This is a genomic window from Gymnodinialimonas mytili (genome assembly GCF_037544085.1).
Taxonomy (GTDB): domain Bacteria; phylum Pseudomonadota; class Alphaproteobacteria; order Rhodobacterales; family Rhodobacteraceae; genus Gymnodinialimonas; species Gymnodinialimonas mytili.
On sequence record NZ_JBBIFW010000001.1, the window covers coordinates 831,914 to 850,710 of the forward strand.

Sequence of the window (18,797 nt, forward strand, 5' to 3'; positions counted from 1 at the left end):
CTCTGCCTCAATTGCCCGTCGTCGCGTCAGCGCCACCGCCGCCAAACAGCAAGCGTTGCAGCCCGTTCACTGCGCCCTCTTCCAATTGCCGCTGGATGTCGTCCCGGCTATCGCCCGCTTCGATCTCGACACCCAGCAACTCGTTGGCCCGGTCGCGTACGGTTTCTTCCAATCGGTTCTCTTCTTCTTCAAGGCGTTCCCGCGCGGCAGCCTCCAAAGCGGCCGCTTCGTCGGCCAATTCCTGCTCGGCCAGCGCCTCCAGATCCGGTCGGAACGAGGGTGCGGACCAGGGTCCGCGGATCAGGATCGGCACACGGAACCCGGCCGCCCCGCTATCATCACGCAAAACCCCCGGCGTGACTTGATAATCGACTGTCATCGCCGCCAAATCCGCCTGGCCTTCGCCGCGCACCTCACCCCAAGGCGCGTCCAGCAACAGATCATCGTTCGACAATACGCCATCGCGGATCAGGAAATTCGCGGTCACGCTATCATAAACTGTGCGCGCGCCCTCGCCACGGAACGAGGCATCGAAATTGCGGATCATGCCGGCCAGGTCCAACCCTTCGATCGCGCCTGCGCCAAACGACAGATCCCCCTCGGCCTCCAGACCATCAATAATTGTGTAAAGATCGTTCCCAACGCCCAGGAATTCTACACTGGCCGACCCCGTGCCGATCAACCGGTCATAGTCCGCAAGCGCCGTCATCAACGGCTGCAATTGCACACTGGCCAGAACCAGATCGCCTCCAACGGACAGACCATCGCGGCCATTTATCACAAATTGCCCCGCCAATTGCCCACCATAGGCGCCGATCTGAGCGATATCGAACACCAAGCGCCCGCGTGTCAGCGTCGTGCGCATGTCGATATCCGTCAAAGCCACCGTGCCAAGGTCCAGCGTTTCGGCCCGCAAAGTCAGCTCCGAATCGACGGCAAACAGACCCGAGACATCGATCCGATCGCGCGGCCATCCCGCGCTGCCCGCTGGTGCCGCCGCACCGCTGGCAGGTGCGCCCCGTTGGGAATCAAGGAGACCGGGAAGGCTGATGGCGCCGCCTGTGATCGTGCCCCGCAGCAAGGGGCGCTCGTCCCCCGGCAGCAGGTCCAGCGCCAGGTTCAACTGCGTGTCATCCAAGGTCATACGCCCGTCGCGCAGATGCAGAGAGCCTGATTGCGCCAGCGTCACATCCCCCTCCACCGCAATGCGATCCTGACCCAATCCACGCGGCAAGTCCGGCATTTCATTGCCTGCCAGTGCCAGAAGCGGCGACAGGTCGGTCGTATCGAGGGATAGATGCCCTTCCAACGCGGCCTCGGTTGACAGGCGCCCGTTGAAATCCGCGCGCCCCCCTTGCCAGGTGATCGCCGCATCCACGGGGCGCACCTCACCCAGCAACAGATCGGCAATCCCATCAATGCTGCCGGAGGCTTCAAGCGGCGTGCCGTTCACGGCGCCCGCCAAATCGACGGAGACCGCACCGCCTGCCTCGGGCAGCCGGATCGTCGCATCCAACGCGGTCACATCCCAATCGGCACCCGTTTCCAAATCGATGTAGCGGACGCGCCCATCGCGCAGTTGCGCTTCGTCAAAGCCTACGGATAAGGGTTGGCTCGGCTCAGATGCCGCGCCGCTTTCGGGCTGTTCTGCAAGCGGCGTGCCGTTTAAATCCCATGACACACGCCCATCCGCGGCCCGCATCAATGTGACCTCGGCCCCGTCAAACTCTGCCCGCTCCACCCGGATATCACCCGAGAGCAGCCCCGCCCAGGCCACACCCACATTCACCCGTTCGGCGCTCAGCATCGGGCCTTCTGTCGCCCAATCGGCGTTTCCAATGCGTAATCCTTCAACCACGATCCCCAGATCGGGCCAAACGCTCGGTCGCACGGCCCCGGTGATCTCGACCTCGCGCCCGGTCTGTTCCGCCAAGCGCTCGGTGGCAATCTGCGCAATGCGCTCTGACGGGATCAGCAAAACGGCCCCGATGGCCAAGCAAGCCAATACAACCACCGCACCGATAATCCGGAAAATCCACCGCATTTTGGGCCTCAAGAGCTATCGTTTTGGCAATGATAGATCGATTTTTCAGGCGCGCCTAACGGTTTTGATCGGAACGAGCCCCGCAAGGCCTTTCGCGCGACGCCACGGCACGATAAGGCCAAGCGCATGGTTGAAAACCCACCCGATCTCCGCCCCGATCTGGCCCGCGCCGATGTGCCCGAGGCCGCGCGTCCCGGCCAGCCGAGGATCGGGATGGTGTCGCTGGGATGTCCGAAAGCCTTGGTCGATTCCGAGCGAATCCTGACGCGTCTGCGCGCCGAGGGCTATGCGATCAGCCCCGACTATGCGGGCGCCGAGGCGGTTATCGTGAACACTTGCGGGTTTCTGGACTCGGCCAAGGCCGAAAGCCTGGATGCAATCGGCGAGGCGTTGGAGGCCAATGGCCGCGTCATCGTCACCGGTTGTTTGGGTGCAGAGCCTGACTACATCACCGGCGCGCATCCCAAAGTTTTGGCGGTGACCGGGCCGCATCAATACGAGCAGGTGCTTGACGCCGTCCACAGCGCGGTTCCGCCCGCACCCGATCCATTTATCGATCTGCTGCCGCCGGCTGGTGTAAAACTGACGCCCCGCCATTATGCCTATCTTAAGATCGCCGAAGGCTGCGATCACAAATGCAAGTTCTGCATCATCCCAGATATGCGCGGACGCCTCGCCAGCCGCCCAATCCCCGCTATTATGCGCGAGGCCGAGAAGCTCGTTGATGCCGGTGTGAAAGAGATCCTGGTGATCAGCCAGGACACCTCGGCCTTTGGCACCGATTGGAAAGGCCGAGACAGCAAGTTTCCGATCCTCGATCTTTCCCGTGACCTATCCACGCTCGGAGCCTGGGTTCGCTTACATTATGTCTACCCCTATCCCCATGTGCGTGAGCTGATCCCCTTGATGGCGGATCCGGCAAACGGGCTATTGCCCTACCTGGATATCCCCTTCCAACACGCCCATCCCGATGTGCTGAAACGCATGGCGCGGCCCGCTGCGGCGGCGCGAACTTTGGACGAGATCCAAGCCTGGCGCCGTGACTGCCCCGACATTACCCTGCGCTCGACCTTTATCGTGGGTTACCCCGGCGAGACCGAGGCTGAATTCCAAACCCTGCTCGATTGGCTGGACGAGGCGCAGCTCGACCGGGTCGGCTGCTTCAAATACGAAAATGTCGATGGGGCGCGGTCAAATATGTTGCCCGATCATGTGGCCGATGAGGTCAAGCAGGACCGCTGGAACCGCTTCATGGAAAAGGCTCAGGCGATTTCGGAGGCGAAGCTGGCCGCTAAGGTCGGGCGTCAGATCCCTGTTCTGGTCGATGCGGTGGATGCAGACGGTGCAACCTGCCGCACCATGGCCGATGCGCCCGAGATCGACGGCAACTTGTTCATTGATGACGGCTTTGAGGATCTGACCCCCGGCGATCTGCTGACGGTCGAGGTGGACGAGGCCAGCGACTATGATCTGTGGGGGCGGATCGTGCCTTAGCGCGGGTTGCGCGACAGCAATTCCAACCCTTCGCCATCGCCCCAGGTGCCGTGCAATTCGCCGTCGGACATCACGATGTAAAAGGCGGGATGGTTGGCGCCCCATTCAACGGTCAAGACATCCCCACTCAGCGTGCCGATGCCGGAATAGCTAGACCCCACGGACCAGTTCACGATGACCTGGTTGGGACCGTTTGGCAGAATTTCCACCGTCCCTGAATAAGCCGTGCCATCGGCATTGCGGCCATAGGCGTAATAGTCGCCCAGAATATGCTGTTGGGCTTGAGCAATCGGCGCGGCAACAAAAAGAGCGGCCATGGCTATGGCGGTAAGACGGACCATCTGAAATCTCCTTATAACAAGCCGCAGCATCCCATGGACCCTGATGGCTGTCAGGTGGGGATGTCCGCAGTTGGCACTCTAGCGACACACCCGGGCCGAGGTTTCAGCCACAATGCGCACCCGTTCGGCGTTGGGTGGATGCGTTCCCAGGATTTGCGCGCCGGGATCGGGCAATTGGCTGAAAAAGCGCGCCCCAACCTCTGCGTCGAACCCCGCTTGGCAGGCAATGATCGTGCCCAAGGCGTCCGCCTCAAGCTCTGCCGCCTGGCTGAAGCGGCGCGATCCCACCAGCGCGCCAACGCCAGCAGCCTCGATAATCTCTTCACGGGTCGCCCCTTGCTGTTGCGCCACCGCTCCGAAAATCCGGGCACCGGCCTGGGCTGCCGCACGCTGTTGCTGGATATGCTCGGCAATGTGGTGCGCGGCTTCGTGGCCAATGACAAAGGCCAGTTCATCATCATTGCGCACCGCCCGGATCAGGCTGGCGGTCAAGATGATCACGGGGCGCCCTGTCTCGGGGTCGACGGTTTGAAACGCATTGACCGGTGCGCGTGGGTTGCGGTCGAGCAGAATGGTAAAGTTGCAATTCTGTCCGGGCGTCTGCGAACGGCACACGCGCTCGGCCACCGGCTCCACCGCACGCGTCACCTGCAGGGCGCGCTCCATCGACATTGAACCGCTGCGCGCCTGCCCGGTCGCATTTGGCGCAGCATTTTGGGTCGGTGCAACACAAGCACTCAAAGTGACGGCTGCTACAAGAGCGATGACAGCACGCATGGGCGTCTCCGGATGGGCAAGGGGCTGAGGCAAGACCTTAGCGGGCTGCGTCATAGGGTCCAGCCCCGACCTAATGGCTGGCCCCGCAACACCACGTGCCTATCTCTCGGCAGATGACACCGCATCGTATCCTTTACAACGCAAAATGCCCTATTTGCAGTGCTGAAATCGACCATTACCGCGCCCGCGCGGCCAAATCGGACGCGCCCTTGGCTTTCGAAGATTTGAACGAAACAGATCTAAGCAAGTGGCGTCTGAATGCGGATGAGGCGTCTCGCCGGCTGCACGCGCAGACGGCAGATGGCACGCGGTTAAGCGGGATCAATGCCTTTGCCCTGATCTGGCGGCACTTGCCGGGGATGGAATAGCTGGCCCGCGCCGTGGATCTGCCCGGCCTCGGCTGGCTTGTCCGGCTGATCTATGACCAGATCGCAGCGCCGTTTCTCTACTGGCGTCATCGTCGGCGCAGCCAATGAGAATCGCGGTTTTCACCGCCGCCCCGGCGCAGTAGCCTGCCGTTATGTTTACCATCGAGCATGAATTCGACGCCACAATCATCACCCTTGTCGATGATGGCGCCCTGCCTCTGCAGGAAGATGTCACCATATCGGCCTTCGACGAATGTGTGACCCTGCAACAAGCTGACCCGCGTACGGATCAGATCCGCACCATCACGCTGTCGATGTCGCAAATCCGCGATCTGGCTGCGGCCCTGGACCTGCCGGAAGGCGCCTACAAGCTGCGCACAGAATGACGACCGGGTTTTTCTGGGACGAGCGCTGTTTTTGGCACAGCGGCGGGAATTATGCGGGGCTGTTGCCGGTCGCGGGATTGGTGCAGCCCGGCGGTGGCCTGCCTGACAACCCAGAAACCAAGCGCCGATTTGTCAATCTGATGCGTGTGACCGGTCTGTGGGAAGCACTTGAAACCCAAACCGCTCCTGCTGCCACGTCCGAAGATCTGCTGCGTATCCACCCATCGAGTTATCTCGACAGTTTTCGGGACGCCTCAGACAAAGGCGGGGGTGAGTTGGGCCTGCGTACCCCGTTTGGGGCTGGCGGGTTCGAGATCGCCGCGCTATCGGCAGGGCTCGCGAAGGGGGCGCTGTTCGCCACGCTGCGCGGCGAGGTGCAGAATGCCTATGCGCTCAGCCGCCCGCCGGGGCATCATTGCCTGCCGGACTTTCCGAACGGCTTCTGCCTGCTGGCCAATATCGCCATCGCGATTGAGGCCGCCCGGGCCGAGGCGCTCTGCGACCGTGTCGCGGTGATCGATTGGGACGTGCATCACGGCAATGGCACCGAAGCAATTTACTATGACGACCCGGATACGCTGACGATCTCGCTGCATCAGGAGCGGAACTATCCGCTCGACACCGGCGATTTCGCGGATCGCGGATCGGGCGAAGGGACCGGTACGAACCTGAACATTCCCCTGCCGCCTGGGACAGGCCATACCGGCTATCTTGAGGCGTTCGAGCGATTGGTGATCCCAGCGCTGCGGGATTTCAAACCCGATGCGATTGTCGTGGCTTGCGGGTTTGATGCGGGGCTTGTCGACCCGCTCAGCCGAATGCTCGCCGGCAGCCAGACATTCCGTGCGATGACCGAACTGACGATGCAAGCCGCAGCCGATCTCTGTGATAGTCGCCTGACGCTGGTCCATGAAGGCGGCTATTCCGAAGAACACGTGCCCTTCCTGGGCCACCATGTGATGGAGATCCTGTCAGGCAGTGCGATCACCGCCGCCGACCCGTTCCAGCCGCGTTTTGAGGGACAGCAGCCGAGTGACCGGTTCAATCGATATGTCAGCCAGGTGATCGCCGAGATGGCAGAGGTGTTGGGATACTGATCCCGCGCTGCACTGCGGCGCGTTGACTTCGCAAACGCCATTCGCCAGTTTGCCCGCAACACCACAATAGCGGGAGGGGTTGCCCACATGAAGAAGGTCTATGGATCGGCCGCGGAGGCGCTCGACGGGGCGCTGTTCGACGGCATGCTGATCGCCGCGGGGGGCTTTGGCCTGTGCGGTATCCCCGAGCTTTTGATCGACGGCATTGTCGCAGCGGGCACCAAGGATATCACGGTCGCGTCCAACAATGCGGGTGTCGATGGGTTTGGTTTGGGCAAGCTGTTGGAGACACGGCAAATCAAGAAGATGATGAGCTCTTATGTGGGCGAGAATGCCGAATTCATGCGGCAATATCTGTCGGGGGAGCTTGAGCTTGAGTTCAATCCCCAGGGCACCTTGGCCGAGCGCATGCGCGCCGGTGGCGCGGGCATCCCTGGCTTCTACACCAAAACCGGCGTCGGAACCGTGATCGCCGAAGGCAAAGAGGTCAAAAGCTGGGACGGGCAGGACTATATCCTTGAGGAGGGCATCTTCGCCGATCTGTCCATCGTCAAAGCCTGGAAGGCCGATGAAACCGGCAACGCCATCTTCCGCAAAACCGCCCGCAACTTTAACCCTCCGGCGGCCATGTGCGGCAAAGTCTGCATTCTGGAGGTTGAAGAGATCGTGCCCACCGGCAGCCTCGACCCCGATCTGATCCATCTGCCCGGCATCTATGTCCACCGCCTCATCCAGGGCGATCACGAAAAGCGGATCGAACAGCGCACGGTGCGCCAGAAGGAGGGCGCATAATGACCTGGGATCGGAATCAAATGGCGGCGCGTGCGGCGCAAGAGTTGGAAGATGGCTGGTACGTTAACCTTGGCATCGGCATCCCGACCCTGGTGTCGAATTACATCCCCGAGGGCATTACGGTGACATTGCAATCGGAAAACGGGATGCTCGGCATGGGCCCTTTCCCCTATGAGGGCGAAGAGGACCCCGACCTGATCAATGCGGGCAAGCAGACGATCACCGAATTGCCCCACACATCCTATTTCGACTCGTCTCAGAGCTTCGGCATGATCCGCGGCGGCAAGATCGCGATGGCGATCCTGGGCGCAATGGAAGTGGCCGAAAATGGCGATCTGGCCAATTGGATGATCCCAGGGAAGCTCGTGAAGGGCATGGGCGGTGCAATGGATCTGGTCGCTGGCGTCGGTCGTGTCGTGGTTGTGATGGATCACACAAACAAGCACGGCGCCTCGAAGGTCCTAAAGGAATGCACCCTGCCGTTAACCGGAAAAGGTGTTGTGGATCGGATCATCACCAATTTGGGTGTGCTCGATGTGGTCGACGGCGGCCTGAAGATCGTCGAGACCGCCGAAGGTGTGACCGAAGATGAGCTGCGTGCCGCGACCGAGGCCGCGATCGTCTAGCGCTCACATGTTCTGAAACACGCAGCCATCCGACACCAGATCGGGTGGCGTATTGCACAAGCGGCGCGCGAGGGACCATGCTGCCAACACGCGTGGTACATAAGTCCGCGTCTCTTCATAATTCGGCACACCGCCCGCGCGGCTTACGGCGCCCTCGCCCGCATTATAAGCCGCAAGTACCAGCAACGGGTCGCGGTCGAACCGCTCCATCAACCAATCCAGATAGGCCACACCGCCGCGAATGTTCTGGGCGGGGTCGAACGGATCATCGACGCCAAAACGTTCTGCGGTGTCCGGGATCAGCTGCATAAGGCCTTGGGCCCCTGCGCCGCTTTCCGCCTCGTTTTGTCCGGCGCTTTCGGCCGCGATAACGGCCAGGACGAAAGCGGGCGAGATCGAGGTGCCGATCGTTGCGGCCAAAATCTCGCGCCCATGTTCCTCAGCGATACGATTAACCGTTTCAAGTCGCGGAGCGCCGAGCCCGGCTGCTTCGGGCGCTGAGGCCAAATGCTCCTGCGCCGACCAGAATCGCGCCGGATTGGCAGGCATCGAGGGCGATACCGACGCCCAGAACCACGCCGATGCACCGTCGGGCTCCACCGCTTCCGGGCGCGCATCCTCGGCACGGATCGTGTTCGGCGGGACAATCTCTCCCATCGCCGCCCGCTGCCGCGCTATATCCTCTTCCGTCACCTGGATATTGATCCGAGGCCCAGTGTGATTGGGTCCCGGCGCTCGTACGATGCGCATCGCCTCGTCCTGCGCGGCCACCGAGTCAGCATGAATCGCCACCAACACACTGAATGCCAGCGCAATGGCGCCGGTCCACGAAAGCCGAGGGGTCATGGGTCACCTGCCTTATCTGCCTCTGCGCCCCACAATTGGTCTTTTGCCAATGCTACAAGGGCTTTGGCGCAAAATTGCACGCCAAGCGGACATCAAACAACCCACCTATGATCAAAATAAATTCGATTGTGTGCCCCAATCACGCCCCGATTGGCCGTCATACCCTTCCTTGTCACAGGGACACGGGCCGACGCCCAGCCCGGACACCTGGAACTGAAATGACATATTCTTTTTAACAAGGACTGAACCGATGACTAACATGATCAAAACTTTTGCCGCATCCGAATCCGGCGCCGTGACCGTTGACTGGGTTGTGCTGACCGCCGCCCTGGTTGGCCTGGGCCTGGCCGTTATGTCGGTTGTGTCCGGCGGTGTGGAAGATCTGTCGACCGACATTAACTCGGCGCTGACAGATACAGACCCGCTCACCAGCCCGTTTGACAACAACTCCGCAGGCATCCCGGGCTCCGGCGGCAGCACCGGTGGCGGCTCCACAACAGACTAAGCCGCACACCTAGCAGAGCGCAAAGTGTGGCAGCGGCCCAGCTGCCGCGTCCAAGACAGAGCCGTCGCGCAGAAATGCGCGGCGGTTTTTCTTTGTCACAATGTCCAATTTAAGCTTTGGAAATAAACTGTTTGCGGCATCCAAGACCTTTTCGGTGCCTCATTCCGGCCCAGCGAACGCATTAGCCAACATGTGCGTCGCATTCGATGACGTCGACCCGTTGGACGTGGCGGGCGCAACAGTACGATTATTCCTTTAGGAGCCCGCCACATGACCTTTTCGTTTATCAATGCCTTCGCTGCGTCTGAGTCTGGGGCGGTCTCTGTCGATTGGGTAGTCTTGACCGCTGGCGTGGTTGGTCTGGGCTTCGCAGTGATCATTGTGGTCTCCGGTGGCTTTGAAGACCTATCGGGCGACGTCGCGACAGATTTGACCAATGTAAATCCGCTTGTCGATCCCTTCGATGATGCCAATCAACGCGTTGCCGGTGGCACCTGAGGCTGTCGAGGGCGCTACGGGTTGGCATAAACCATCCCGCAAAACTTGTTTAAAGCAGAGCACGTCGGTCACGGTCATTCCCCCCGCCGACCATGTTTTTGCCTCGTTTTCTAGCGATACCAACCCTTAAGGTTGCGCGAAGCTCGGACAAGAGTAGCGCATATGACCGTTTTGTTTGAGGTGGGTGATATGAGAATTGTGTTTATCTTGGTCTTAGCCGTCGGAGTTGGACTGGCTGGTTTTGCGGTATCGATCGCGAAAGATCGGTTTGATCAATATCAAACCGCACTGGCCGAGCAGCGAAATGCCATCCTACCAACTGTCGAGGTTGTCGTCGTAAACCGCCAGGTTCGGTATGGACAACGGATCACTGCGGATGACGTCCAGCTCATTCGATGGCCCGCAGAACACGTCCCATTCGGCGCCTTCACATCACTGGAGGAGTTGTTTCCCGCAGATGATGATGAACCGCGCACTGTATTGCGTCTAATGGAACAGGATGAACCAGTCCTGCTGAGCAAGGTGACAGCACCCGGCGAAGATGCTGGCGTTGCATCGCGGCTAGAAGCAGGAATGCGGGCGTTGGCACTGCGCGTAGATGTTACCTCCGGTGTGTCGGGTTTCCTGCGTCCAGGCGACAGAGTTGACGTATATTGGTCCGGCGCCGGTCACGGCGGAGAAAGCATCACACGCTTAATCCGGTCCAATGTGCAGATCATTGCCATTGACCAAATCGCTGACGAACAGCGCAACAATCCGACGATTGCCCGAACCATCACGGTGACGGCGCGTCCGGAAGACGTTGCAGCACTGACGCAAGCACAGGGTTCGGGCACACTGACATTGGCCCTTGTTGGCGTAGGCGATGAAACAATCAGTGATGAAGTCGAAGTTTCAACGAATGCGCTGCTCGGAGAAGTTGAGGAATTGGTGGTCGAACAAGAGCGTGTTTGTACCATCCGCAGCCGCCGCGGTGGCGAAGTCGTCATCACGCAAGTCCCCTTCTGCAGCAACTAATCCAACGACTTATCCACAAGCTGTCTGAACGCCCGGGATCCGTCCCGGGCGTCTTGCATTATATGTGGATAATTTGGGACCGTTGTGGATATGGCACATGAAGAACGTCCGCCAATAGGATGATTCTTGCGTGAAAAACGGTTTTCGGGCATGTTGCCGCAAAGGGCAAAAAAACATCGCGCCCATAAACCGTGACATAGAGGCAGGTCACACATGAGCATGACAGGATTCCTGCGTGCGTGCCTTATCGGGTGCGCAACGCTTCTTTTTCAACCCACATCTCCAGCAGATGCCCAAGCACTCCGTGTGGTCGAGGGTCAAACATCGGGGACTCTGCGCGTTCCCATGAACCGCGCCGTTGTCGTGGAAACGGAGATGCTGTTCTCAGAAATCTCCGTAGCCGCCCCGACAATCGCCGACATCGCAACATTGACCGAGCGGTCGATCTACGTGCTGGGCCGGATGCCCGGTCGAACCACCATGACGCTTCTCGGGCCGGATGGCAGCTTGATTGCCAACGTGGAAATCCAAGTTGTGCCTGATTTGGCAGAGCTGCGTGAGCGCCTGCGGGAAATCTTGCCAGGTGAGCCGGTCGAGGTGCGCACCGCATCTGACGGGATCGTTCTGTCAGGTACCGTAAGTTCAGCCTTCGCGGTCGACCGCGCGATGGAATTGGCCAGCCGCTACGGCCAAGTGTCGAACCTGATGCTTGTCGGCGGTCAGCAGCAAGTCATGATGCAGGTGCGCTTTGCTGAAATGAGCCGGACCGTGCGTCAAGAGCTTGGCATCGAAATGACGGCTGAAAGCGGAACGCCGAATGAATCCGGTGGCTTCTTCGGTTCTGGAAATGAGGTTGAATTCCCCGTGACGGCAAACCCGCCTGGTGGTCAGATCGGATTTAGCGCCTCTGCGGGAAGCTTCAGCCTGAATGTACTGCTCGAAGCGCTGGAAACAGAGGGACTCGTGCGCACATTGGCGGAACCCAATCTCAGCGCCCTGTCCGGTCAGACTGCAACATTCTTGGCCGGTGGCGAATTCCCGGTGCCGACCCAGGGTGAGGGTGGTGAAGTCTCTGTTGAGTTCCAACCCTTTGGTATTCAACTGGAATTCTCGCCGACCGTCGTGAATGACGGCATCATCAATCTGCAGATGTCCACCGTGATCAGTTCGGTCGATGCCGAGATCCCGGGCAACAACTCTGGCGTTCCAGGATTGCGCACACGCGAGGCGTCCACGACGATCGAGATGCGGGATGGCGAAAGCTTCGCGATCGCGGGTCTGCTCCAGGACGACTTCCGGGACTCAATCGGCCAGGTACCATGGCTGGGCGATCTTCCGATCCTTGGCGCTTTGTTCCGCTCGACCTCTTATCAGCGCGAGCAATCGGAACTGGTGATTATCCTAACCGCACATCTGGTCAGTCCGGTCCGTGGCGAGGCTTTGGCGCTGCCCACCGATCGCATCCAGATCCCAACAGAGCGTGAATTGTTCCTGCAGGGTCACACTGCCGGGAACCGCCCGCCCGCCAACAGTGCCGCTGGCGAAGTGGCCGCCCAGGATTTCTCGGGATCCTATGGCTATGTCCTGGACTAAGGAGCGTATGATGAACACGATCTCCCCCGCCCCAACCCGCACACTGGGCCTGATCTGTGGCCTGGTGATGGCGCTGACAGGTTGCTCGGCCTTTGACGCGATCGAAACGGGTCGCCCCGCAGGCGAACGCCAATTGAATATCGAAGGCAACTTTGGTGGGCCCACGGCGCGCAACATCGCGCTGCACAACGGTGACCTCAGCTATGCTCAGGCCTTGGGCGAACGCTTCGCGGAATCGGTCCCGACCACAATCAACTTCGCCTTCAACTCCGCGCAATTGGATGCAGAGGCGCGTCGGATCCTGACCGAACAGGCACACTTCATCCGGCAATTCCCGGAAGTCCGCTTCTCAGTTTACGGACATACGGATGCTGTCGGTAGCCAAGGCTACAACCATGCGTTGGGTCTGCGCCGGGCGCGGGCTGCGGTGAACTTCTTGGTCCATCAAGGCGTTGATCGCCACCGCCTCGAGGCTCTGGTGTCACTGGGTGAAACACAGCCCATCGTCGCGACCGAAATGGAAGAGCGTCGCAATCGTCGGACCGTCACTGAAGTGACCGGCTTTGTCGAAGGCCACCCCTTGGTGCTGGATGGACGCTACGCCGAGATCGTCTATCGCGGATATCGCACTGCCGGCGAAGGCGGCGGCGAATAGCGCTTATTCCTAAAATCTTACGCAAAAATCAGACGCGCCGGCCCTCCGGCGCGTTTTTTGTTTGTAAACAAATGCAGCACTGCCCGTGAATTGTATTTGGAATCCCTTTTTTGCGTCCAATTCTCGCCGTTTTTCAGGGGCACGTTCACCTTTGGGAAGGGCTGATAGGACACAAACGTGCCCACAGCCGTGAATTGGTTCGTAGCGCACCATTAAGCAGTCGCGCCGCCGATCCAGGTTTTGACGACGACCCGACACGTGCCGGGTAGATTGGGATTTGAGGAATGAGCAGCGGACTCGCATTGCAGAACGAACCGGCGCCCATCGTGGCCTGCACGGTATCAAGCAACGTTCATCACTTCGGTCTATTGATCGAGGATATGGAAACAGAATTGGGCGAAGCCTGGGGCGATCTGGGCTTTGAGGAAGCGCGTGATTTCATCTCGGCGCTCGAACCCGGAAATCTGGAATTCATCGCTTTGGCCGTCCGATCCGAGGATGAGGCGGATCTTGGCCGCGTTGGCGAAGTGATCAACGTTGCCCGCACCAAAAAGATCAAAGTTATCCTCATCCCGGAAAACCTGTCGACAGCGGCACTGCGTGAATTGTTGCGCCTGGGGGCAGAGGATTTCGTTCCCTATCCACTGGCAGATGGCGCTTTGCATGAGGCCATCGAAAAAGCGCGCGCGCCCGAGCCACAACCCGCTGCCCCTGCAACGGGTGAGGGCACGGGCAACACACCGACAACCGGCCAACGCATGCAGGGCAAATCCGCCGTTTTCGCCGTGCAAAACATGGCAGGCGGTACGGGTGCCACAACCCTGGCTGTCAATCTGGCGAACGAATTGACTCAGATCGACAAGAAGAACCCCCCTAGCGTGTGTTTGATTGACCTTGATCTGCAGCAGGGCTCGGTTGCGACATTCCTCGACCTGCCACGCCGCGAAATCATGCTGGAAATGCTTCAGGAAGCGCCCAGCATGGATGTGGACGGCTTTAAACAGGCCCTTGTCGGCTTTGGCGAGCGTCTATCCGTGTTCACATCGCCCGCCGAAATTGTGCCACTCGATATTGTCGGCGCCGAAGAGGTCAGCGCACTCTTGGATTTGGCAAGTGAGTGTTTCGACATCGTGATTGTCGACATGCCAAAGACCATCGTGATGTGGACCGAGACCGTCTTGAACCGCGCCGATATGTATTTCGCAACCATCGAACTTGATTTGCGTTCCGCCCAGAATGCGATGCGCTTCATCAAAGCGTGCCGATCCGAAGAGCTGCCGCTGGAAAAAGTGCACTACGTCCTGAACCGCGGCCCCGGGATGACCGACTTAAACGGAAAGACCCGGATGAAGAAACTGGCCGAAAGCTTGGGCGTCAAGATATCGACCGTCCTGCCGGATGGCGGAAAGCAAGTCATTCAAGCCGCGGATAATGGAGAACCTCTGTCTGCCGGCGCCAAGAAGAACCCATTGCGGAAGGAAATCCTGAAATTGGCCGATGGTCTGCACAAGGCGATGGTCGCCGACACTGCCGTCGCGCGCTGATTGAACTGGGGGTAACCGGATGTTTTCAAAGTATAAAAAACCGAGTTCGGCGACCGTACCGCCGCTTGCGGAAGTTGCCGCCTCGGCCAAGATCGCCGCGCCTGACGATGGCGCGGCTCCGGCCGATGAAAGCCCGAAGCCGAAAGTTGCTCGCAGGCCGGACGCTGCGAAACCCGCGGCGGAACCGGCTGGATCTGGCAATGAGGACAAAGACCGCAAGCGTCGCAAACGCTTGGACGAACTCAAGACGGAAATGCACCACCGTCTGCTCGACAACTTGAATCTTTCGGCGCTTGAAGGCGCCAAGGAATCGGAATTGCGGCAGGAAATCACCGCGATTACCAGCGAACAGCTCGGTGAATTGGGCGTCGTGCTCAACCGGGAAGACCGACAAACGCTGAACACGGAATTGTTCGACGAGGTGACGGGGCTGGGCCCCCTTGAGCCACTTCTTCAAGACGACAGCGTGAACGATATTCTCGTCAACGGTCCCAAACGTGTCTTCGTGGAACGCGCGGGCCGCCTGGAGCTGAGCGATGTTCGCTTCAAAGATGAACGCCATCTCTTGCGCATCATCGACAAAATCGTCTCCGCTGTGGGACGGCGTGTCGACGAATCCAACCCCTACGTGGACGCGCGCCTGAAAGACGGTTCGCGTTTCAACGCCATGGTGCCGCCGGTTGCGGTGGATGGGTCGCTGGTGTCGATCCGTAAGTTCAAAAAGGAAAAGCTCGGAATTGACGATCTGGTCAATTTCGGCGCGTTTTCCGAAGAAATGGCCGCCTATATTCAGGCGGCGGTTGCCACACGCCTCAACGTGATCGTCTCCGGCGGTACGGGTTCGGGGAAGACAACCACGTTGAATGCGTTGTCGAGCTTCATCGATAACAAGGAACGTATTCTGACGATCGAGGATACCGCGGAACTCCAATTGCAACAGATCCATGTGGGTCGGATGGAAAGCCGCCCCCCCAATGTGGAAGGCAAAGGGGCCGTGACCCAGCGTGACTGTCTCAGAAACGCTCTGCGGATGCGCCCGGACCGGATCATCGTGGGGGAAACCCGCGGCGAGGAAGTCATCGACATGCTTCAGGCCATGAACACCGGCCATGACGGGTCCATGACGACGATCCACGCAAACAATGCCCGCGACGCCTGTTCGCGTTTGGAAAACATGGTGGCGATGGCCGGGATTGAGATGCCCCTGAAGGCCGTGCGCGCGCAAATCGCCTCGGCTGTGCACCTTATCGTGCAGGCCTCACGTCTCCAAGACGGCTCGCGGCGCATGGTCTCGATCACCGAAGTGACCGGCATGGAGGGCGAGGTGATCTCGATGCAGGAGGTCTTCCGCTATCAGCGCACTGGTTTGAAGCCCGATGGTACGATCATCGGCCATTTCACAGCCTGCGGCGTGCGCTCGCATTATTCAGATCGGTTCCGGCAATGGGGCTACGACCTGCCCAACGCCATCTACGAACCCATTGCTGCGGAGTAAGATCAGATGCAACTTTCGATCGAACCGCTGATTTACATCGGCATTTTTGTCGGCGTGATCATGCTGGTGAACGGCATCTACCTGATGGTGTTCGGCAAATCGATTAGCCTGAATGCGCGTGTGAACCGGCGATTGTCGATGCTTGAAAAAGGCACGACACGCGAAGACGTGTTGGCCACACTTCGCAAAGAGATGGATCAGCATAAGGGCTCCATCTCGCTGCCATTCTACGCGATCATCGCCGACAAGGCGCAAAAGGCAAACATCGCCTTCACGCCGAAGCAGTTGATGATGGTGATGGCCGGGGTGACGGTCTTCGCCTTCCTTCTGCTATCGATTCTGACCACCGCCAGCCTCCCAATTCGTCTGTTGGTCTCGGTCGCGATGGGTGTGGGGGGCGTATATTATTGGGTACATTCGAAAGCGAAGAAACGCATCGCATTGCTGGAAGAACAGCTGCCGGATGCTGTGGAACTGATGGTGCGCTCGCTGCGCGTCGGACACCCTTTCGTGTCAGCCATCAACACGGTGAGCCGGGAAATGTCGGATCCAATCGCATCCGAGCTTGGGGTGATTTCCGACGAAGCGGCCTATGGCCGTGATGTGGCTGAGTCCATCCAATCGATGGCCGACCGGTTGAGTATCCAGGATCTGAGGTTTCTGGCAGTTGCCGTCGGCATTCAGCAAACGTCCGGTGGTAATTTGGCGGAGATCCTGCAGGGTCTGGCGGATGTGATCCGTGCCCGGTTCAAGCTGTTCCGCAAAGTGAAGGCGATCACGGCCGAAGCGAAATGGTCGGGGAACTTTCTGTCGGTCTTTCCACTTTTGGCGCTGGTCGGGATCAATGTGATGCAGCCTGACTATTATGCCGAGGTGATCGACACGCCCGTATTTATCCCAGCCTGCGCCGTGGTGGCGGTCATGCTCGGTTTGAACATGGTCATCATGCGGATGCTGGTAAATATCAAAGTCTAAGCGGCCCGACCGCCCAATCTGCGCGTTGCTGCGCCCATAGGAAAGAGCAGTCCGATGGAATATATCCGTGGTCTTATCGACAATGTGAACACCATGTTGGTGGACAATCTCGGCGAACTCGGCCCGCTGATCGCAGTTGGGGGCCTTGGTGTTTTGCTGGTCCTAGTGACGCTGCCTGCGCTTTTGTCGAAGGAAAAAGATCCGTTTTCTAAACTCGGCAAAGACGCTGGCGCGGACGGCGCGGATCTTGCAGAGCGCGCAAGGCTGCGCCAGGGCGGCAAGAACGAAAAGCTCGAGCGGTTTGCACAATATCTGGAACCGCAAACCGAAGCAGAGCTTTCAGCGACACAGCTACAGATGATCCGGGCGGGATATCGGTCCAAATCATCTGTTCAGATGTTCAATTTCGCCAAGCTCGCCGGAGGGATTGGGGGCTTGCTATTGGGGTCCCTGTATTTGCTGGTGTCAGGCGGTGGCGATTCAGCCCAAAACTCCATCTTCATGGTCTTGATCCCTGGCGCAGTTGGCTATTACGCGCCGGTTTACTGGGTCAAACGCCGCATGCAGTCCCGTGAAGACGAAATCAACGGCGGCTTCCCGGACGCGCTCGATCTCATGCTGGTCTGCGTGGAAGCGGGGCAGTCGCTTGATCAAGCCATCGTAAAGGTGGCCAGAGAAATCAAACCGTCCTATCCGGCGCTTGCAGAAGAGTTTCAGATCGTCAGCTACGAAATGAAGGCGGGCAAGGACAAAACCAAGGTCCTGCGCGATATGGGCGAACGCGTCGATATTCAGGACGTAAACAGCTTCATCACGACGCTGATCCAATCGGCCTCTTTCGGGACATCTGTTGCAGAGGCGCTGCGCGTCTATGCTTCTGAAATGCGAGACAAACGCGTGATGCGGGCCGAAGAAAAAGCCAACAAGCTGCCCACAAAACTGACGCTCTTCACGATGATGTTCTGCGTTCCGCCGCTTTTGATTATTCTGATCGGTCCATCGATCTACGGGATCGCCACCGACCTGTCGCGCTAAGCGCCAACCAAAAAGCATGTGATGCGCGCAAGAAAAGACGCGCATCGCAGCCCCGCTTGTCGTATTGTAATGGCAACCGGCGCAAACTGCGCCAGAGCAGTCAGCGACAACACAACGAGGCCCAAGGTGCGCAGGCCCCTGCCCGTCCTATTTCTTCTCATCGCAACCGCGGCGCTTGCGGCGTGCAATTCGCGCGAGCGCCTTGATCCGGCTTTTGCCGGGATCGATCCGCCCGATGCGATCCCCGACAGCGACGACACGATCGACGGCATCGTCGTCGGCGATCGTCTGATGGAAGCGCGCGAATTCGAATTGGCCTTGCGCGCCTATTACCGCGCTGCCGCCGAGAGCGGGTTGGATGCGGATTTGCTGACCGCTATCGGGGCTGCAAACCTCGCTCTGGGCCGTTTGGGGCAAGCCGAGACGCAATTCCGGCGCGTTCTTGATGGACAACCAGATTTTGTCCCCGCCCTCAACAACTTGGGGGCCGTCCTTATTGAACGTGGCGAATATGGTGAAGCGCGCCGCGTGCTGGAACACGCATTTGCCCTCGATAGTGGCGATTCGGAGACGATTCGCGACAACCTACGCCTCGCTATCGCTCGGATGGAAAACCAGGTGTATGATGTTCGCAATGAGCAAGATCGGCCCGGGCTGATCCGGCGTGGAGGGGGCGTTTATGTTCTGACCACGTCGCCGTGAGGCACCG

The 18,797-nt window shown here is 59.4% G+C and carries 20 protein-coding genes; 16 read left to right on the plus strand and 4 right to left on the minus strand.

Annotated features, from left to right (window positions below; translation table 11 throughout):
- Positions 1-7 precede the first annotated feature (7 nt).
- Positions 8-2,044, minus strand: coding sequence for an AsmA family protein (locus V8J82_RS04110; RefSeq protein WP_339972434.1), 2,037 nt, complete (start codon positions 2,042-2,044; stop codon positions 8-10).
- Between the two features lie 126 nt (positions 2,045-2,170).
- Between V8J82_RS04110 and rimO the strand changes: the two genes are divergently transcribed.
- A complete protein-coding gene (gene rimO / locus V8J82_RS04115) occupies positions 2,171-3,538 on the plus strand; it encodes a 30S ribosomal protein S12 methylthiotransferase RimO (RefSeq protein WP_339972436.1) in 1,368 nt (455 codons plus the stop codon).
- Here rimO and V8J82_RS04120 read toward each other — a convergent pair.
- A complete protein-coding gene (locus V8J82_RS04120; RefSeq protein WP_339972438.1) occupies positions 3,535-3,879 on the minus strand; it encodes a hypothetical protein in 345 nt (114 codons plus the stop codon). The genes rimO and V8J82_RS04120 overlap by 4 nt on opposite strands.
- Positions 3,880-3,957: 78 nt before the next feature.
- Positions 3,958-4,656: a M48 family metallopeptidase gene (locus V8J82_RS04125; protein ID WP_339972439.1), complete on the minus strand. Its 699-nt coding sequence runs from the start codon at positions 4,654-4,656 to the stop codon at positions 3,958-3,960.
- Between the two features lie 113 nt (positions 4,657-4,769).
- On the opposite strand from V8J82_RS04125, the gene V8J82_RS04130 reads away from it, so the two are divergent.
- The 5 genes from V8J82_RS04130 (at position 4,770) to V8J82_RS04150 (ending at position 7,925) form a co-directional block, all read left to right on the plus strand.
- Positions 4,770-5,024, plus strand: coding sequence for a thiol-disulfide oxidoreductase DCC family protein (locus tag V8J82_RS04130; RefSeq protein WP_339972440.1), 255 nt, complete (start codon positions 4,770-4,772; stop codon positions 5,022-5,024).
- 152 nt (positions 5,025-5,176) lie between these two features.
- Positions 5,177-5,410: a DUF8831 family protein gene (locus tag V8J82_RS04135; RefSeq protein ID WP_339972442.1), complete on the plus strand. Its 234-nt coding sequence runs from the start codon at positions 5,177-5,179 to the stop codon at positions 5,408-5,410.
- The gene (locus tag V8J82_RS04140) at positions 5,407-6,507 is read left to right on the plus strand and encodes a class II histone deacetylase (RefSeq protein ID WP_339972443.1); all 1,101 of its coding nucleotides are present in this window, start codon (positions 5,407-5,409) and stop codon (positions 6,505-6,507) included. Before V8J82_RS04135 ends, V8J82_RS04140 begins: the two co-directional genes overlap by 4 nt.
- 87 nt (positions 6,508-6,594) lie before the next feature.
- On the plus strand, positions 6,595-7,299 hold the full coding sequence (locus V8J82_RS04145) for a CoA transferase subunit A (protein WP_339972445.1): 705 nt from the start codon (positions 6,595-6,597) through the stop codon (positions 7,297-7,299).
- On the plus strand, positions 7,299-7,925 hold the full coding sequence (locus tag V8J82_RS04150) for a CoA transferase subunit B (protein ID WP_339972447.1): 627 nt from the start codon (positions 7,299-7,301) through the stop codon (positions 7,923-7,925). The genes V8J82_RS04145 and V8J82_RS04150 overlap by 1 nt, the downstream gene beginning before the upstream one ends.
- Positions 7,926-7,928: 3 nt before the next feature.
- Here V8J82_RS04150 and V8J82_RS04155 read toward each other — a convergent pair whose 3' ends face one another.
- Positions 7,929-8,771: a lytic transglycosylase domain-containing protein gene (locus V8J82_RS04155; protein WP_339972449.1), complete on the minus strand. Its 843-nt coding sequence runs from the start codon at positions 8,769-8,771 to the stop codon at positions 7,929-7,931.
- 250 nt (positions 8,772-9,021) lie between these two features.
- Between V8J82_RS04155 and V8J82_RS04160 the strand changes: the two genes are divergently transcribed.
- From V8J82_RS04160 to V8J82_RS04205, 10 genes are all read left to right on the plus strand, one after another.
- Positions 9,022-9,276 carry a hypothetical protein gene (locus V8J82_RS04160; RefSeq protein WP_339972451.1) on the plus strand — a complete coding sequence of 85 codons (255 nt, stop codon included), beginning with the start codon at positions 9,022-9,024 and terminating at the stop codon, positions 9,274-9,276.
- 270 nt (positions 9,277-9,546) lie between these two features.
- Positions 9,547-9,774 (plus strand): hypothetical protein, encoded by a 228-nt coding sequence (locus tag V8J82_RS04165; RefSeq protein WP_339972453.1) that lies wholly within the window; start codon positions 9,547-9,549, stop codon positions 9,772-9,774.
- 189 nt (positions 9,775-9,963) lie between these two features.
- On the plus strand, positions 9,964-10,791 hold the full coding sequence (cpaB, locus tag V8J82_RS04170; protein WP_339974509.1) for a Flp pilus assembly protein CpaB: 828 nt from the start codon (positions 9,964-9,966) through the stop codon (positions 10,789-10,791).
- A 213-nt stretch (positions 10,792-11,004) separates the two neighbouring features.
- Positions 11,005-12,384: a type II and III secretion system protein family protein gene (locus tag V8J82_RS04175; RefSeq protein WP_439650029.1), complete on the plus strand. Its 1,380-nt coding sequence runs from the start codon at positions 11,005-11,007 to the stop codon at positions 12,382-12,384.
- A gap of 10 nt (positions 12,385-12,394) precedes the next feature.
- The gene (locus V8J82_RS04180) at positions 12,395-13,039 is read left to right on the plus strand and encodes an OmpA family protein (protein ID WP_339972455.1); all 645 of its coding nucleotides are present in this window, start codon (positions 12,395-12,397) and stop codon (positions 13,037-13,039) included.
- Between the two features lie 284 nt (positions 13,040-13,323).
- Positions 13,324-14,583 (plus strand): CpaE/TadZ family protein, encoded by a 1,260-nt coding sequence (locus V8J82_RS04185; protein WP_339972457.1) that lies wholly within the window; start codon positions 13,324-13,326, stop codon positions 14,581-14,583.
- A gap of 19 nt (positions 14,584-14,602) precedes the next feature.
- The gene (locus V8J82_RS04190; protein WP_339972459.1) at positions 14,603-16,078 is read left to right on the plus strand and encodes a TadA family conjugal transfer-associated ATPase; all 1,476 of its coding nucleotides are present in this window, start codon (positions 14,603-14,605) and stop codon (positions 16,076-16,078) included.
- A 6-nt stretch (positions 16,079-16,084) separates the two neighbouring features.
- Positions 16,085-17,053 (plus strand): type II secretion system F family protein, encoded by a 969-nt coding sequence (locus tag V8J82_RS04195; RefSeq protein ID WP_339972461.1) that lies wholly within the window; start codon positions 16,085-16,087, stop codon positions 17,051-17,053.
- A gap of 54 nt (positions 17,054-17,107) precedes the next feature.
- The gene (locus tag V8J82_RS04200; RefSeq protein WP_339972463.1) at positions 17,108-18,088 is read left to right on the plus strand and encodes a type II secretion system F family protein; all 981 of its coding nucleotides are present in this window, start codon (positions 17,108-17,110) and stop codon (positions 18,086-18,088) included.
- A gap of 126 nt (positions 18,089-18,214) precedes the next feature.
- A complete protein-coding gene (locus tag V8J82_RS04205; protein ID WP_339972465.1) occupies positions 18,215-18,790 on the plus strand; it encodes a tetratricopeptide repeat protein in 576 nt (191 codons plus the stop codon).
- Positions 18,791-18,797: the final 7 nt, after the last annotated feature.

Coding starts and splice junctions, on each gene's coding strand:
- V8J82_RS04110 (WP_339972434.1), bottom strand. CDS start 2,044: ATGCGGTGGATTTTCCGGATTATCGGTGCGGTGGTTGTATTGGCTTGC.
- rimO (WP_339972436.1), top strand. CDS start 2,171: ATGGTTGAAAACCCACCCGATCTCCGCCCCGATCTGGCCCGCGCCGAT.
- V8J82_RS04120 (WP_339972438.1), bottom strand. CDS start 3,879: ATGGTCCGTCTTACCGCCATAGCCATGGCCGCTCTTTTTGTTGCCGCG.
- V8J82_RS04125 (WP_339972439.1), bottom strand. CDS start 4,656: ATGCGTGCTGTCATCGCTCTTGTAGCAGCCGTCACTTTGAGTGCTTGT.
- V8J82_RS04130 (WP_339972440.1), top strand. CDS start 4,770: ATGACACCGCATCGTATCCTTTACAACGCAAAATGCCCTATTTGCAGT.
- V8J82_RS04135 (WP_339972442.1), top strand. CDS start 5,177: ATGTTTACCATCGAGCATGAATTCGACGCCACAATCATCACCCTTGTC.
- V8J82_RS04140 (WP_339972443.1), top strand. CDS start 5,407: ATGACGACCGGGTTTTTCTGGGACGAGCGCTGTTTTTGGCACAGCGGC.
- V8J82_RS04145 (WP_339972445.1), top strand. CDS start 6,595: ATGAAGAAGGTCTATGGATCGGCCGCGGAGGCGCTCGACGGGGCGCTG.
- V8J82_RS04150 (WP_339972447.1), top strand. CDS start 7,299: ATGACCTGGGATCGGAATCAAATGGCGGCGCGTGCGGCGCAAGAGTTG.
- V8J82_RS04155 (WP_339972449.1), bottom strand. CDS start 8,771: ATGACCCCTCGGCTTTCGTGGACCGGCGCCATTGCGCTGGCATTCAGT.
- V8J82_RS04160 (WP_339972451.1), top strand. CDS start 9,022: ATGACTAACATGATCAAAACTTTTGCCGCATCCGAATCCGGCGCCGTG.
- V8J82_RS04165 (WP_339972453.1), top strand. CDS start 9,547: ATGACCTTTTCGTTTATCAATGCCTTCGCTGCGTCTGAGTCTGGGGCG.
- cpaB (WP_339974509.1), top strand. CDS start 9,964: ATGAGAATTGTGTTTATCTTGGTCTTAGCCGTCGGAGTTGGACTGGCT.
- V8J82_RS04175 (WP_439650029.1), top strand. CDS start 11,005: ATGAGCATGACAGGATTCCTGCGTGCGTGCCTTATCGGGTGCGCAACG.
- V8J82_RS04180 (WP_339972455.1), top strand. CDS start 12,395: ATGAACACGATCTCCCCCGCCCCAACCCGCACACTGGGCCTGATCTGT.
- V8J82_RS04185 (WP_339972457.1), top strand. CDS start 13,324: ATGAGCAGCGGACTCGCATTGCAGAACGAACCGGCGCCCATCGTGGCC.
- V8J82_RS04190 (WP_339972459.1), top strand. CDS start 14,603: ATGTTTTCAAAGTATAAAAAACCGAGTTCGGCGACCGTACCGCCGCTT.
- V8J82_RS04195 (WP_339972461.1), top strand. CDS start 16,085: ATGCAACTTTCGATCGAACCGCTGATTTACATCGGCATTTTTGTCGGC.
- V8J82_RS04200 (WP_339972463.1), top strand. CDS start 17,108: ATGGAATATATCCGTGGTCTTATCGACAATGTGAACACCATGTTGGTG.